Source organism: Robertmurraya sp. FSL R5-0851 (genome assembly GCF_038002965.1).
Taxonomy (GTDB): domain Bacteria; phylum Bacillota; class Bacilli; order Bacillales; family Cytobacillaceae; genus Robertmurraya_A; species Robertmurraya_A beringensis.
Genome location: NZ_JBBOOE010000001.1, coordinates 1226601 through 1242949, shown reverse-complemented (window position 1 = coordinate 1242949; position 16349 = coordinate 1226601). Strand labels below are relative to the sequence as shown.

The following is a 16349-nucleotide window of genomic DNA, read 5'->3' as shown; positions in this document are numbered from 1 at the left end:
ATGTCAATGAAAATTAGCACAACCGACTTTAAAGAGCGAGTGGATAAAGGCATTCAAGACTCATTCATGCGAGGAGCAGTAGTTGGAGCGCAGGAACGAATGGGTACACGCAGATTAGACGCAACAATTGAACTAGGAAACTGGGAAGAATGGCGTAAGCACGGTGAAGAAATTAGAAAGCATGTACTTGACCATCTGGACTATTATTTAGAACAACTTAGTGAAAATGTTGCTAAGCGAGGGGGTCACGTATTTTTCGCCCAAACAGCTGAACAAGCCAATGAATATATCAAAGGAGTTATTAAAGAAAAGAACGCAAAAAAAGTAGTGAAAGCAAAATCGATGGTTACGGAGGAGATTCACCTTAACCAATGTCTTGAAGATGCGGGTTGTGAGGTAATCGAAACCGACCTTGGTGAGTATATTTTGCAGGTTGATGACCATGATCCTCCTTCTCATATCGTTGTTCCCGCTCTTCATAAAAACAAAGAGCAAATCCGTGACGTGTTTTCGGAAAAGCTGGGCTATAAAAAGACGGAAAAACCAGAAGAACTCGCCTGGCATGCTAGAGAAATGCTACGTCAAGAATATTTAACAGCTGATGTAGGAATTACTGGTTGTAATTTTGCCGTTGCAGAAACAGGATCCATCAGTCTAGTCACGAATGAAGGCAATGCAGATCTTGTCACTTCCCTTCCGAAAACGCAAATTACCGTTATGGGGATGGAAAGACTTGTTCCAACCTTTGAAGAAATGGAGGTTCTGGTTAGTCTTCTTACGAGAAGTGCGGTTGGTCAGAAATTGACTAGCTACATTACTGTGTTAACTGGCCCTCGTGAAGAACATGATGTTGATGGTCCTGAAGACTTCCATCTTGTTATCGTAGATAATGGCCGCTCTAGTATACTCGGTGGTGAGTTTCAATCGATCCTTCAATGCATTCGCTGTGCAGCGTGTATAAATGTTTGTCCTGTCTATCGACATGTGGGTGGCCATTCATACGGATCCATCTATTCGGGACCGATTGGTGCTGTATTATCTCCTTTATTAGGCGGGTACGATGATTATAAAGAACTACCATATGCATCAACACTTTGTGGAGCATGTACGGAGGTTTGCCCAGTAAAAATACCATTACACGAGCTTTTGCATAAGCACAGACAAACGATTGTTGAAAAAGAAGGCAAAGCACCAATTTCTGAGAAATTAGCCATGAAGGCCTTTGGTTTAGGTGCTGCGTCCCCTTCCCTTTACAACCTTGGAACGAAGTTCGCACCTACGGCCATGCTGCCTTTTACGTCAGGTGACAAAATCTCTAAAGGTGTTGGTCCTTTAAAGGCATGGACAGAAATTCGTGAGTTCCCCGCTCCAAACAAGGAAAGATTTAGAGATTGGTTCAAAAATAGGGAAAAAGGTGGGGAACAATCATGACTGGAACAATAAAAAATAAAGAAGTTTTTTTAAATCAAATAGCTACCTCACTTGGTCGAGAAAGACAAATCCAAAACGCGCCTGTTCGAAACTGGAAGCATCAGCCCCAACATCTTGTGTTAAAGGATGCATCTGTTGATGACCTAGTAGAAGTTTTGAGGTTACAATGTGAAAAAATTCATACGACTCTCATTGAAACAAATCTCAAGGAACTAGAAAAGACACTTAAAGAAACGGTTAGCGTTCATGGTGGTGGGCCCATTGTAACTTGGAAGGACGAACGTTTTTCCAATTGGGGTCTTTCTCCCCTTATGAGTGAAACTTGGCCGAGTGAAGGTGTTTCTATTCATAAATGGGATTACACCAAAGAATTGGAAAACATCTCACTTGCTGAAAAAGCAAACGTTGGGATCACAATTAGTGAAATAACACTTGCAGAATCAGGTACGGTCGTTTTACTAAGTGACAAGGATAAGGGACGGACCGTGAGCTTTCTTCCAGCTACACTCATCGTTTTAGTTCCTAAAAGCACCTTAGTACCTAGAATGACGCAAGCTGCACAAAAACTACGTTCCATACATGAACAAGGTAAGCAAGTGGCTTCATGTGTCAATTTCATTACTGGTCCAAGTAATTCGGCTGATATTGAATTAAATTTAGTAGTTGGAGTTCATGGTCCCGTTAAAGCTAGCTATATCCTTATTGATGATTTATAAAACTATTAAACAAAAAAAGCCGATAACCAAGTTTTTGTTTAGTGTTCCATTTTCGGGTGCTTTCTGATTAAAAGACACAAGAAAGGACGTATATCAAATTGGTATACGTCTTTTCTTTAATTATTAACGTTTCTAAGAAATTCATAACTTTGACACAGCAATTGACATCGCACTTATTGGTTTGGGGTTAAGGTTAAGCACCCAAGCTGAAAATAGACGGAGAAATTCCTCTTAATTAGTAATTCCTATTAAAAAAAGCTGAAATAGACGGAGAAATTCCGCCTATTGGCTCGAAAAATTCGAAAATAGGAGATTTTTCTTTGCATAAGCGGAAAACCTCCCCTTATTCCCCCCCAAAGAGGTTACATTCTGCATCTAACCGGAAATTCTCCGCTTTTTTTTCTTTTGCTGGTTACTCTATTAAGGACAAGATATCTTATTTAAAAGGGAGTGAGTTTACCTCAAAAATCCAAGAGAACCTCACTTTGATGCATTTACTGCTTACGCATCCTCGTAAGCGAGGGAGGTAGATAATTCACGATAGGCGCCAATCTGTTGTTGAAGCTCTACAACCTTTTGATCTGCACCAACAAGGGCATCTGCACCAGCAATCCAGCGAGACGGTGGTTCCTCCTGATTTACGATGGTAATGAGAGCCTTTGCAAGTTTGCTAGGATCCCCTTCCTGTTCCCCATTTTTTTCCTTCCAAAAAGCCACATTACACATAGCTAATACTTATTTCATATATCTTGATATGCTTGATAGGCATTTCTGGAATGTATATACTAAAACCTAATGAAGGAGGAGGAGAGAATGGAATTAAGAGTTTTGCGATATTTCCTTACGGTGGCCAGAGAAGGAAGTATGACAGCTGCTGCTGATTTTCTGCATATTACACAGCCAACTTTGTCAAGGCAATTAAAAGATCTTGAACAAGAGTTAGGAAAAAAACTATTTATTCGCAGCAGCCACAGTATCCATCTCACAGATGAAGGAATGCTCTTGCGAAAAAGAGCAGAGGAAATTATAGAAATGGTCGATAAATTAGGAGCTGAATTTAGTTCCATGGAAGAAACAATTAGTGGAGATGTTTATATAGGTGGCGGGGAAACAGATGCCATGAGACAGATCGCACGGGTAGTAAAAGATTTGCAGTTAGGTTATCCAAATATCCGGTATCACCTCTACAGCGGAAACGAAGATGATGTAACTGAACGACTTGACAAGAGATTACTTGACTTTGGTATTTTAATTCAACCAGCTGATTTGTCTAAATACAATTATATCAATATCCCAGCCAAAGATGTTTGGGGCGTTGTTATGAGGAAAGACAGCCTTCTAGCTTTCCATGATAACATTCAAGCAGCGGATCTATTAAATGTTCCTTTAATCTGTTCAAGACAGGCTATGAAACAGACATTTTCTAAAAATGAATTTGCTGATTGGTTTGGTGAAAATTTTGAAAAATTAAACGTTGTGACTACATACAATCTAGCATATAATGCTTCCCTTATGGTTGAAGAGGGCATTGGTTATGCCATAGCTATTGATAAAATAGTGAATACGTCTAGTGATAGTAATCTTTGTTTTAGACCGCTAGAGCCAAGACTTGAATCTGGGTTAAATATTGTTTGGAAAAAACATCAAGTTTTTTCCGCTGCTGCTGAAATGTTTTTAAAAGAAATTCAGGTGAAATTTTCAAATCCTTAAAGAATGGTAATTTATTTGAACCTTAGACAAAATAAAATAAAAAACATTGGAATCAATCCAATGTTTTTTATTTTCGAGATTATGTAATAGTTTCTAAATCTTCTTCAGCTACCCATTTATGATTTTTTACTTCATGTCCATCTGATGTGACAAAGTCTACAATATAAACCGTTGTTTCAACGGACGAATCAATGGTTTGAATGGAATCCTTCATTCCTTCCATGTGGTCGGCAACGGTTTTAATTTCAGTACCTGTTGCGATTGGTTTATTACCAGCATTAACAAATTCTTCATGCACAATCCAGCGGTGTTTTTCCATCTCCGTCCCATCACTCATAACGGATGAAGTTTCGTATGCAGTTGTTTTATAAGCTGCAACAATCGTTACTTCCACCCCATCCATCATTCCACCCATGTGATTTGCTTTACTAATCGCTTTGCTTCCAATTGGATATTTTGGGTTCTCAACTGCCTTTATGGCCAGTGCTTCAGGAACTTCAGCGGAGCCATTAAAATTATGTTTGTGTGCCATTTCATGTGCATGTTCCTCATTATTAGCGCAACCTACAACTAGGAAAATTAAGTATAAAAAGATTAAAAGGATATGTTTTCTCATGATATTCCTCTTTTTCAGTTAATTAGTCGATGAAAAGACCCAGAGTTAGTATACACCTAATTTAGAAATGTTTACAAAGCACAAATTTTAATTCCATCGTTTGCTAATAATATTAATAAATTAACCATATTTCATTCAAATTTCACACTTTAATATTAGAATGGTCTTTGCTTGAAATTAAGTGTTTACATTTTAAGCACTATACTACTTTTTGGAGGTTATTTATTATGAGAAAACTTTTATTAATTTTATTCATTTGCTTTCTCTCATTTGAGGGAAATGCGCTTTCACACACTGGCTTAGAAAGTTCTACACCTCAAAATGGAGAGGTAATTACAGAAAATCTTCAGGACATTACCTTAACTTTTGAAGGAAAGTTAGAGAATGGCAGTATATTCACACTACAAAATAGTAATGGAGATGCATTACCTATTGACATTTCTTTAGCCGAAAATATATTGACAGGAACACTTTCAAATCCTTTAGAGAGTGGTGAGTACAATGTACATTGGAGTATAATCGGAGCTGATGGACATCCAATCGAAGGCGATCTTTCATTTTCTGTAAAGGTACCAGAAACAGAGGTGCCTGAAGAGTCTGAAGAAACCCCAGAGGAATCTCATGATCACCAAAATGTTGATACACCAGAAGAAGATACAGCAAATGAAGCAATAGAAGAGGACGGTAATCAAAACGAAGTATCATCATATGTAGCACCCGTTGTTATTGGTCTTTTAATTGTAATCATCATTGGAAGCTTTATATTTTTGATGAATAGAAAGAAATAATTATGTTGGTTTTAATGATTATTAGTAAAACGCTATTATATTTATGCTTTTCATTAACTTTTGGTACCTTCCTTCTTACTCTTATCCCAAATACACATAAACCAAAAGTGAATGTTTCAAAACATATATTAATGATTGCTATTATTGGAATTCCCCTTTCCACATTCTTTCCCATTTTACAAACGATTCTGTTCCTAACCCCTAGAATAGGTTTTGGAGAATCATTCCAATCCGTACTAACGACATTTGAAGTGGGAAAATCATGGGTATTTATTTTCTCTGTATCGTTTATTCTAATTATTTTTATTTCATCAATAGATTATCAGAGAAAAAAATTATATGGATATATTGGTGCTATTCTAACTTTCATTCTGATTGTGGGAGTTAGTTGGTCTAGTCATGCAAGTTCTATAAGCCAATTTTTCGGGGGGCTGAGTCATACTTTACATTTCACCGCTGTCAGTGTATGGGTAGGAATATTGATTGTAATTAGTTGGTTTTCAACTAATTATGATCATTGGTTAAAGTTCTTAAACTGGTTTACACCCATTGCATTATGTTGCTTTGTAAGCACCATCATTAGTGGATTGATTTTGATGACTCTTGTGATTACAGACTATACTAATTCTTGGCTATTCCCATATGGACAAGCATTATTAATAAAACATATTCTAATTATTCCCTTACTTATATATGCAATCATTAACGGGATTTTTGTTAAAAGAAAAATAAAGAGAGATCCAAATTTCAATCCAAAAACTTGGACAAGAATAGAATGTATTATTATTCTTCTAATTTTTACAGTAACAGCAGTGTTAGGGCAACAGGCACCACCAAATAAAACTACCTTATTAAATCCAACAAGTTTTGATACCAGAAATCAATGAAAAAGCACGATAAGCTAATGCTTATCGTGCAAGTCTCATTTTATCCACCTAAAATACGTTCGTGATGTGTGTATACATTAAACCCTTGACCGCGAATAAAACCAACAGCTGTAATACCTAGTTCTTCAGCCAAATCAAGTGCGAGGTTTGTAGGAGCGGATTTTGATAATACAATTCCTACACCAATTTTTGCTACCTTCAACAATACCTCTGAAGAAATTCGGCCACTAAATACAATTATCTTGTCCTTCAACGGAATACGATTCATTAAGCAATATCCAAATATTTTGTCTAAAGCATTGTGGCGGCCAATATCCGTCCGTGAAACGATGATTCCTTCTTTTGAACACAAAGCCGAGTTGTGAACGCCGCCGGTTTGCTGGAAGTGTGATGAACTTTCTTGCATTAGCGTCATCAGCCTGTGACAGTCTTGACCAGTTATAGTTGTCTTACTCATTACCGTTTTTGCCGTTTTCATATCATTGTAAAAGTAAAACTGACGCCCTTTCCCACAGCATGAACCTATAAAGCGTTTAGAGTGATGGTGGTTTTGCATTTCCTTCTTAGTGACTAGATCCACATAGGCAAACCCTTTAGAATCATCAATGGTTAACGTTTTAATTTCGTCAAACCTTCGAATGACACCTTCTGAAGCTAAAAAACCGACAACAAGTTCATCTAGATCAGCTGGGGTACAGACCATGGTAGCAAATTCCTGACCATCGACCATCACTGTTAGTGGAAATTCAACAGCAATATCATCCTCTTGTTCATAGAAGTCCTGGCCGTCAAATCTCATGATTCTTCTTATGGTGGTCACATCATCTATTTCATTGTCCATTTCTGTACCCTCCTAAAATTCAGCTTACATCTGTTTCTAGATCTGGAATTGGCTTCTCCAGGTATTGAGTATCTTTTCGAGCATTAAAACGCTCAGCTTTTTCCACTTTTACAGCAATATTATAATCTGGAATACCAGCAAATTTTTCGTATTTACCTTTTGGTAATAAGAAGTTCCCTTCTGGGAAGTGAACGCCCAGGTTACCTGGTGTGATATCAGCATATCTTGCACGCCCTTGGAACACTCCGTGCTGATTGTAGACAACAATCCCTTCGCCATCTGCAATTCGATGCAAACGAGCTTCTTCAGCATTGATTAATACATCATAACGGTCAGATCCATTCAACGGATCCTTTTCGCTAAACACCATGGAATTGAATTGCTTTCCTCGGCGAGTCGTTAGTAAAAACTGTCCTTCTTTTTTACCCATATTTGGGATATCGACAGTAATTAATGTCCCTTTACCGTCTGGTGTCGGACAGATTCCATCTTCGCACAGCCAAGCGCCACCCCATTGGAACACATCACCTTTTTTCTTTAAATGCTGGATCCCGTCGTAATTTGGATTCGCTAATGCAATCTCGTCACGGATCGCCTGTGCATCCTTAAAATCGACCAAATGTGCCATTGTAGGATTTACACGCTTTGCTAGATCAATATAGATTTTCCATTCTTCACGAGCTTCTTCAATCCGGTTCTTATTTCCTTCGATTTCCGGAGAAAAATAGACCATTCTTTCAGTGGAAGTTGATGTTCCACCACCTTCCTGCTCATATCTTGTTTTCGCCGGTAGCACGATAACCGCTTCTTGTGCATCTACTAGAGTAGAAGTGTTTAAAATAATATCTTGGTGGACACGAATATCTAACTGAGATAATGCTTTCTCTACAAATATTGGATCAGGCATGGTTTCTAAGAAGTTTCCACCACTCAAATAGTATAACTTCACCTTTCTCTCATGGTCTTCTGGAAGCATAATATTTTCAAGAGTGACACCAACAATATCCCCTTGCCAACGCGGAAGTTTAAAGCCCCACAACTTTTCAATCCGCTCAATATTTTCACCGTAAAAATCCCCACCTGGTAAGACAAAAGGATCTGCCCCCATTTCCCCTGAACCTTGTACAGAGGAGTGACCACGAAACGGCATTAAACCAGAATGCTTACGGCCTAGGAAACCACGTAATAAAGCTAGATTAGCAACTTGGGAGATGTTGTCTGTGGCAAAGGAATGCATCGTTAAACCAAGTGCCCAGGCAAAGACAGCATTTTTTGCTTTTGCTAAAATTTCAGCAAGCTCGATGATACGCTCTTTTGTAACACCTGATGATTCTATTATATGTTCCCATGTTTGCTCTTGTACCTTTGCTTTTAGTTCTTCATACCCATTCACATGTTCTTGTACAAATTTATGATTAATGGCCGAACCATGGTGCTTCTCTTCCATATCAAACCAATGCTTCATAATTCCATGCATAAACGCGATATCTCCGCCGATATTAACTTGATAGAAATCATCTGCTAGCTTGGTTCCAAAAAGAGCTGATTCTGGATTGGAAGGAATCCAGTAATTTTCCATTGCTGGCTCACGGTATGGATTAATAACAATGATCTTTGTTCCCTTTTTCTTCGCTTCTAACATGTATTTAGAAGATACTGGTGAAGCATTTGATGCCACGCTACCCCAGAATAGGAGTACATCTGTACCAATCCAATCTAAATAGTTCGAAGTGGATGCTCCTACACCAATCGATCGTTTTAATGCCGTTTTACTTGGAGAGTGACAAATTCGTGAAGCATTATCAATATTGTTCGCTCCTAAAAAGCGTGAAACCTTAGCCGCTACATAATAGTTTTCATTGGTAATTCCACGTGATGTTAAATAGAATGCATATTGCTTAGGATTTAGTTTTTTCATCTTTCCGGCAATCATATCCATCGCAGCATCCCATGTAATTCGAGAAAACTTACGCTCCCCTTTGCGACGAATCATTGGATAGGGGATACGACCAAGTTTACGAAGTTCTGTACTATCATATTTTTTAAGCTCGTCAATATCTGCATGAAGAATCTCGGGTTTAATTGCTGGCATCGTGTTTAGTCTGAGGACATTTAAACGAGTCGTACACAGATGTGGACCGGATAAGGTTTGATCGTACAAGCCAGATACTCCAAGCGCACAGCCGTCACATACACCCTCTGTAATGATGCGAGTGGCATAACCTATATTGTCTTTATTATCGTATGCGATCTTCATCGTATCGCGAATATGTTTTGGTTTAATTTTTCCTAATCCAAATGGGATGGGACTAACCCAGTACTTTGGTGCGGGTAGTATGGCTTTCTTTTGTGGGCCTGGATGTTTTGTTTTCCCCATAATTTATTCCTCCATTTACACTTTTTTCATGTAAAAAACCACCAGAAGAAATCCTTCCTTTTTTATTAGGACGAAAACTTCAGGTGGTTAGTCTTTAACAGGTGCGCTGCCAAGTTCCAACAATATAAATCTGTTTGCAACAGTTATTACATATTAAATTTCTCTTCAATGTTATCTTCAAATACAAAGATCGACATACCAATATCTAACTCAATATCGATATCGACAAACACACGGACGAATTTTGTTCCAAGCAATTCTTCCATCTCTGTAGGATGATTTTTTTTATAAATCTCCTTCACCATTTCTGTCCGGGCAGCGCGAAGCATTTGGCGCCCATCTTCCGCAGTGGCAATGAATTTTTCAATAGGCGATAGATTTCCCTCTAGTTCACAAATGGCCCAGTTTTTTGAGAAAGTGGTTCGAACTTGACTTGGCCCTTTTCCCATATGCTTTTTACGAAAGGCTCGAACAATATTGCTAAACTCAGCTTCGTACTTATTCACTCGTTTCAACTCACTTACCGTTTTTTCCCTATCTTACACTATTTTAGTTAGATATTATACTGCTTCTTTAGAACGGCCTAACTTTCCGGCATTCTCTGCTTTTAATCTATTAATATCAAATCTTATTAAAATTGAAATGACTAATGCAACTACAAATAATCCAGAAAAGAAGGTCAAACTTCCAGCGTAGCTGCCAGTCGTATCCTTAATCCATGCCGCGAATAAAGGACCAACTAGTCCTGCAGCTGCCCATGCCGTTAAAATATAGCCATGGATGGCCCCAAGTTGCTTTGTACCAAACAAATCTCCAATATATGCTGGGATAGAAGCAAATCCACCTCCATAGCATGTATACACGACAATGAGCATGGCCATGAATAACCACTGAATAGACACTTGTGGTAAAAAGAAAAACATGATAATTTGTAGAACAAAAAATGCGGTATAAGTATTCGGACGTCCAATATAATCAGATAAGGAAGCCCAGCCAATACGACCTAAGCCATTAAAAATACCTATTGCCCCAACCAATGCTGCAGCCGCTGTCATGTCAATGCCGATGCTTTCCATCGCTAGTGGTTTCGCTACCGCTAAGATGGCAATACCACAAGTGACATTAATGAATAACATGAGCCATAAATACCAGAAGCGTTTAGTTTTTACTGCTTCATTAGCCATTAACTGTGACAATTCCATCGTTGGCTTTGCCTTTCCACTTTCAATTTTCGCTTGAAAACCTTCTGGTAACCAACCTTCAGCAGGCTTCTCTAAATATAATGAAGAAAGAGTCATAATAGCAAAGTATGATACACCTAAAATATAAAATGTATTCGCTACACCTACAGTTTCAATCAATGAGTTCATAATTGGGCTTGAAATGGCTGCTGCAAACCCAAATCCCATTATAGCAAGGCCAGTGGCTAAACCTCTTCGGTCTGGAAACCATTTTACTAGAGTAGAAACAGGTGCGATGTAACCAACTCCAAGTCCAATTCCACCTAGAGCTCCGTAACACACATAAAGCATGTACTTTGAACCAAAATCCACCGCTAAACCAGAACCAGTAATACCAATTCCAAAGAAAATGGCTGCTAGTAATCCTGCTTTTCTTGGACCATGCTTTTCTACAAAATGTCCCAAAAATGCTGCTGAGAGACCTAAAAATAGGATAGCGATACTAAAAGTAAGAGCTACCTCTGAATCCGACCACCCAAACATGTTCTTTAAAGGAGCGGTAAAATTACTCCATGCATATACCGAACCAATGGAAATATGTATTCCAACAGCTGATAATGCAATAAGCCAACGATTTTTTGTTGCTTTCATTTGTTTTCCCCCTACATCAATCGCTTAGATGCTCCCATAGAAAACAAAAAAACCGTTGTAATTAATCCAAATTAGACTCCTATATAAGGAACCCTCACCTGAATCATTACAACGGTTTGCCTTATACAGGAGCGCTGCTAAGTACCAACAGTCATAAAACGAAATAATTAAATATTTTTAACCGATCAACAGGGTCGCTGTTTTCGTATTAAAACATCATTATTATTGTTCACAAATATGTCACATATGACCTTTTAAACTTATCACGAAAGCGTATCCATGACAATAGTTTTTCACTTTTTTGTTTTGATAATAGTGATAAAGGAGAATAAAAAAAGGCCAGTATCGGCCTTTTTAAAAAATTTCCATATCTATATATTACTTTGACTCTAAGACCATAGTAGCTTCAGGTGTCGTTACTTTGTCATAGAATTCTACAAATTTATCTCTATCTGAACTATCACGGTACGCCATAGCGATACGTGGATGCTCATTAAGTACACCAGAAATCATATATGGGATAATATAGCCCCATTCCCACTTCTTACGCATATCTAACATATGCTTTTCGATAACGCCTAGAACAGGCTTCAGCTCATAGCTTGGTTTCTGAATATAGCTGACAAGAAGCTCTGTGTTGCAGTTCCCCGCTGCACGCCCCATCCCATAAACAGATGAATCAAGGAACGTAACCCCATTTTGAAACGCAGTTAACGTATTAGCAAAGGCCAGTTGCATATTGTTATGGGTATGAATTCCGAGCTGTTTATTTGGAATCAAGGCTTGGAATTTTTTCACTTGGTGCTCAATATCTCTAGGATCTAAGCTTCCGAATGAGTCAACGATATATACCACATCTACAGGGCTCTCTTTTACCAGCTCAAACGCTTTTATTAGCTGTTGCTCTGGTACACTTGATAACGCCATAATGTTGAGAGACGTCTCATAGCCTAAATCATGGAACATTTGTACAAGTTCCAAGCCTTTATCCACTTCACGCACATAGCAAGCTACTCGAATCATATCCAAGATGCTTTGCTCACGTGGAAGGATGTCATTAGGGTCTACTCGTCCAATATCCACTAAAGCTGATAGCTTGGTGAATTTTTTCTCAGGAATAATTTCTTTTAGGAAGTGATCGTCGAGAAATCTCCATGGATTGGGCTCTGATACGTTCAGGAGCCTGGCTGAATTTTTGTATCCAATTTCCATATATTCGACTCCAGCCTCACTTAAACCATTATACAAGTCCTGAACAAACTCTACGCTAAAATCCCAATTATTGACTAAGCCACCATCTCGAATTGTACAGTCTATAATCTTACTACGATGTTCCATAAATGTCACTTCCTCCATTTGATTACGTTCATTAGAAAATATTTTAATATTATTGCTTATATCACAATTCATATAAATCCGTCAAATTTTTCACCTATTCTGAATTGTTCTATTTGCATATAATCCCCCTCATTTACCCTATACTACAAAAATGACAAATGACAATTTGAAAGGATGGATATGCTTGTCTCAGAATAACAAACAAACCTTTCCACCTCAACATCAAAATCACCAACCTGGTGTTGAGGATGAAATGAATCCCATACCGATTCATGTTAGTGAAGAGTATAAAGGCTCCAATAAATTAAAGGATAAAGTAGCGATTATTACAGGTGGCGATAGTGGAATTGGGAAGTCAGTAGCCATCTATTTTGCTAAAGAAGGAGCTGACGTTGTCGTTTCCTATTTAAACGAAGCAAAGGACGCTGAGGACACAAAAAAGCTAGTTGAAGCAGAAGGCAGACGTTGTATTCTTGCCGCAGGAGATATTGGAGATGAGAAGGTTTGTAATCAAATGGTCGATAATACGATGAAAGCATTTGGCAAAATTGATATTATCGTCAATAACGCTGCCGAACAGCATCCACAACAAAGTTTACTTGATATCACATCAGAGCAGCTTGAACGAACGTTTCGAACAAATATCTTCTCTTATTTTTATTTAACAAAGGCTGCTCTTCCCCATCTTAAGAAAGGGAGCTCTATTATTAACACAGCTTCCATAACAGCCTATCAAGGAAACGAGCAATTACTTGACTATTCCGCTACTAAAGGTGCGATAGTTACCTTTACTAGATCTCTTTCAAAGTCACTTGCTAAGGATGGAATACGAGTCAATGGAGTGGCACCTGGACCTATTTGGACCCCTCTCATTCCTTCTACCTTTCCGGCCGAACAAGTAGCAGAATTCGGCTCTACGACACCAATGGGAAGAGCGGGACAGCCGTATGAACTTGCCGCAAGTTATGTTTTTCTTGCATCCAATGACTCTTCGTATGTCAGCGGTCAAATGATTCATGTGAACGGTGGTACAGTCGTCAATGGATAAGGATACAAAAAGGGACTTTTCAACTGAAAGTCCCTTTTTGTGGCAAAAACACTCTTTCTTCATTTGGAAAAGAACAAGAGAAGCGTTTGACAATTTGATGTGGAATAATAATTCTTTTGATTGGTTCCTTTGGGTTTTCAATCTTTTGAATCAAACTACGAGCAGCCTCAAACCCGAGGTCAAAAATATTAATATCCACACTTGTGAGAGGTGGTCTGGACATCTCTGAGACTAGGACATTATTGAAACTGATGATCGAGATATCTTCAGGCACTTTAATTCCCAGTTCATCTAATGTATTAAGAACCCCCAATGCCATTAAATCGTCCGCGACAACCAATGCTGTTGGTGGAACTTTTAAAGAAAGCAATTCCCTTACAGCTTCTTGTCCACCTTCTCTTAAAAACTCCTCATGAACAATATACTCGTCATTTAACGAAATTCCAGCTTCTCGAAGTGCCTTCTCGTATCCAAGTAACCGCTCAACCGTAACAACAAGGTTTAAGTTTCCACCAACAAAAGCGATATGATCATGCCCAAGCTGAATGAGGTATTCCGTTACTTCCTTCGTTGCACGGAAATTATCATTATCAACATGAGTAATTTCCTCCACATGCTTAAAAGGTTTGCCAATAACTACAAATGGAATGCCTCTTTCCTGCAAATACATTAATACTTTATCTTCAATTTTCGAATAAAGTAGGACCACTCCGTCAACGCGTCCACCTTGGACCATTTGTGTAACCCCATCTAGAATTTCATTGTCAGTCTTTCCAGTTGTCATATATAACGCGTAGTGCTTTTCATGTGCCCCTTCACTAAGTCCTCTTAGTACTGTTGGAAAAAAGGGGTTCTGGAATACTACGTCAGTAGAGCTAGGCATGACGAGACCGATTGCTTGTGTGCTTTGACTCGCTAAACTTCTTGCAATAAAGTTAGGATGGTACCCTAACTCATCCATGGCTTCTCTAACCTTTTTCTTCGTTTTTTCACTTATTCGAGGATTATTTGCAATTACACGTGATACGGTAGATGGTGCGACCTTTGCTAATTTAGCAACATCTTTAATTGTAACAGCCATCTTACCCACCTCATTTCCTAATAACTACATTTCTGAATAGTATTAATATTTATTCAGGTTTTTCTTTATTCCTTATTCTACCCTAACTATCCAATACTTTTGTAGTATATTTTTAATCTTTGATTCGGGAGTTTTTTCCTTTTGATCTTTTCCAAAGCAAATAGATAAATATGATAAACGCTACATACACAGCTGCCATAATAAGTATATATGGAATATTCAAACCTGTTTTCTGACCCAAGATATAGATTTGAGCTTGATCACGGTCGAGAACGAGTGTATATTCCTGGCCTTTTCCGCGGACAATCTCATCACTGAGAACTCCTCGAAGTTCCTTATCCTTTTCAAGTCCTTCTGTAATGGTTACTGTTTGTGTTTTTGATGTATTATTTATTGCTACAACAGTGGTTTCACCTTCGTACTCTCTTTTATATACAGCCATACCCTTCTCTTCATATAGAAACTCGAACGTACCACGCGTTAAGGAAGGAAGTGTCTGTCTAGCAGCTCCAATTTGAGAAATATAATCTACCAATTCTTTATCTGTTCGAAAATCCATTTGTCTACGGTTATCAGGGTCTTCCCCCCCATCAAGAGCAATCTCACTGCCATAATAGACAATCGGAATACCAGGCGTCGTGTACAAGTAAGTAAGGGCCAGCTTCCAGCGAGGGCCAGGATGTTCATTGTTTTGTACTGTATCTCTTGTGAAGCGCGGAGTATCATGATTATCCATAAAAGTACCCATTAAATAAGGTTCTTCGTAAATGGTCTTGTTTCGGTCGGCAGTCGTATACAACCAATAAAGAGATTGATCTGGCTTAGCAAAAGCCGTCCGTAAATGTTCATTCAAGGGATAATCCACAAAGCCATCAATCCCCGCTTTGTCATACTGGGCTATATAATTTGGGTCATTGTCCCAAACCTCACCGAGTAAGTAAAAATCATTCTTTACACTTTTAACTTCTTTAGAAAATGATTCCCAAAATTCAACCGGTACATGTCGTACCGTATCCAGTCGATAACCATCGATATCTGTTTCTGTAATCCACCACTTTGCTGCCTCTAATAAATAATTTGATACTTCAGGATTTTCCGTATTTAAATCAGGTAATCCATAAATCCAACCATTATTGAGTTCATCCTGATCTTCCCAATTTAAAATTTCTTTATTTTCATGAAACCAATCCTTTTTCTCACTGTCTGTCAGCCACTCGTGCTCAGGCGAAACATGATTGACAACAAAGTCAAGGACGATCTTTATGTCTCGATTATGTGCCTCTTTAACTAATTCTTTAAATTTTTCTATCGTACCAAAATGTTCTTCTGTGTTGTAAAAGTCATTAATCCAGTATCCATGATAGCCCTTTTCCGCATTATCAAAAACCGGGGTAAGCCAAATAGCGGTGAACCCCATGTCTTTAATATAATCCAATTGATCGATTATACCTTGAAAGTCACCGCCATGATATGATTTGGGATCATCCATATTTACTTTAAAATCGTTGTTGAAATCGCTATTATTAAAGCGATCGATCATAATAAAATAAAAAGTCTCATCCTGCCATTTTCGCTCTTCTTTTTCCACTGCACCTACCGGTAGGGAGTAAAAAAGAAGAAACGGGATTAAGATGAAAGAAAGCATTTTCTTTTTCATCTCCGCTCCTCCTTTTCCTGTTAGAAA

Annotated in this window: 15 protein-coding genes; 6 read left to right on the top strand and 9 right to left on the bottom strand. The window is 38.3% G+C overall.

The annotated features are described in order from the left end of the window. Nucleotides 1-1431, top strand: coding sequence for a LutB/LldF family L-lactate oxidation iron-sulfur protein (locus MKX65_RS06405; RefSeq protein WP_160546431.1), 1431 nt, complete (start codon nt 1-3; stop codon nt 1429-1431). Next, on the top strand, nt 1428-2147 hold the full coding sequence (locus MKX65_RS06400) for an LUD domain-containing protein (protein WP_160546432.1): 720 nt from the start codon (nt 1428-1430) through the stop codon (nt 2145-2147). The genes MKX65_RS06405 and MKX65_RS06400 overlap by 4 nt, the downstream gene beginning before the upstream one ends. Nucleotides 2148-2648: 501 nt before the next feature. Here the strand turns inward: MKX65_RS06400 and MKX65_RS06395 are convergent. Continuing rightward, nucleotides 2649-2873, bottom strand: coding sequence for a hypothetical protein (locus MKX65_RS06395; RefSeq protein WP_340902856.1), 225 nt, complete (start codon nt 2871-2873; stop codon nt 2649-2651). An 87-nt stretch (nt 2874-2960) separates the two neighbouring features. Here MKX65_RS06395 and MKX65_RS06390 point away from each other — a divergent pair, with 87 nt between their 5' ends. Next, nucleotides 2961-3857 (top strand): LysR family transcriptional regulator, encoded by an 897-nt coding sequence (locus MKX65_RS06390; RefSeq protein WP_340902855.1) that lies wholly within the window; start codon nt 2961-2963, stop codon nt 3855-3857. A gap of 79 nt (nt 3858-3936) precedes the next feature. Here MKX65_RS06390 and MKX65_RS06385 read toward each other — a convergent pair whose 3' ends face one another. Continuing rightward, nucleotides 3937-4473 carry a DUF1541 domain-containing protein gene (locus MKX65_RS06385; RefSeq protein WP_340902854.1) on the bottom strand — a complete coding sequence of 179 codons (537 nt, stop codon included), beginning with the start codon at nt 4471-4473 and terminating at the stop codon, nt 3937-3939. 227 nt (nt 4474-4700) lie between these two features. On the opposite strand from MKX65_RS06385, the gene MKX65_RS06380 reads away from it, so the two are divergent. Both MKX65_RS06380 and MKX65_RS06375 read left to right on the top strand, forming a co-directional pair. Next, nucleotides 4701-5261, top strand: a complete 561-nt coding sequence (locus tag MKX65_RS06380; protein WP_340902853.1) for a copper resistance CopC family protein — start codon at nt 4701-4703, stop codon at nt 5259-5261. A 2-nt stretch (nt 5262-5263) separates the two neighbouring features. Continuing rightward, a complete protein-coding gene (locus MKX65_RS06375) occupies nt 5264-6148 on the top strand; it encodes a copper resistance D family protein (RefSeq protein ID WP_340902851.1) in 885 nt (294 codons plus the stop codon). A gap of 40 nt (nt 6149-6188) precedes the next feature. On the opposite strand, the gene fdhD is transcribed toward MKX65_RS06375, so the two are convergent. From fdhD to MKX65_RS06350, 5 genes are all read right to left on the bottom strand, one after another. Continuing rightward, complete coding sequence (gene fdhD, locus MKX65_RS06370; RefSeq protein WP_340902850.1) at nt 6189-6989, bottom strand: formate dehydrogenase accessory sulfurtransferase FdhD; 801 nt, start codon at nt 6987-6989, stop codon at nt 6189-6191. A gap of 19 nt (nt 6990-7008) precedes the next feature. After that, nucleotides 7009-9366, bottom strand: coding sequence for an FdhF/YdeP family oxidoreductase (locus MKX65_RS06365; protein WP_340902849.1), 2358 nt, complete (start codon nt 9364-9366; stop codon nt 7009-7011). Between the two features lie 146 nt (nt 9367-9512). Further along, the gene (locus MKX65_RS06360) at nt 9513-9872 is read right to left on the bottom strand and encodes a DUF2294 domain-containing protein (protein WP_340902848.1); all 360 of its coding nucleotides are present in this window, start codon (nt 9870-9872) and stop codon (nt 9513-9515) included. Between the two features lie 54 nt (nt 9873-9926). Then, nucleotides 9927-11198 carry an L-lactate MFS transporter gene (locus tag MKX65_RS06355; RefSeq protein WP_340902847.1) on the bottom strand — a complete coding sequence of 424 codons (1272 nt, stop codon included), beginning with the start codon at nt 11196-11198 and terminating at the stop codon, nt 9927-9929. A gap of 378 nt (nt 11199-11576) precedes the next feature. After that, on the bottom strand, nt 11577-12536 hold the full coding sequence (locus tag MKX65_RS06350; protein WP_340902846.1) for an aldolase catalytic domain-containing protein: 960 nt from the start codon (nt 12534-12536) through the stop codon (nt 11577-11579). A 151-nt stretch (nt 12537-12687) separates the two neighbouring features. Between MKX65_RS06350 and MKX65_RS06345 the strand changes: the two genes are divergently transcribed. Beyond that, nucleotides 12688-13584 (top strand): SDR family oxidoreductase, encoded by an 897-nt coding sequence (locus MKX65_RS06345; protein ID WP_160546441.1) that lies wholly within the window; start codon nt 12688-12690, stop codon nt 13582-13584. A 19-nt stretch (nt 13585-13603) separates the two neighbouring features. On the opposite strand, the gene MKX65_RS06340 is transcribed toward MKX65_RS06345, so the two are convergent. Further along, complete coding sequence (locus tag MKX65_RS06340; RefSeq protein WP_160546442.1) at nt 13604-14665, bottom strand: LacI family DNA-binding transcriptional regulator; 1062 nt, start codon at nt 14663-14665, stop codon at nt 13604-13606. 112 nt (nt 14666-14777) lie between these two features. Further along, nucleotides 14778-16322 carry an alpha-amylase family glycosyl hydrolase gene (locus MKX65_RS06335; protein WP_340902844.1) on the bottom strand — a complete coding sequence of 515 codons (1545 nt, stop codon included), beginning with the start codon at nt 16320-16322 and terminating at the stop codon, nt 14778-14780. Between the last annotated feature and the right edge of the window lie 27 nt (nt 16323-16349).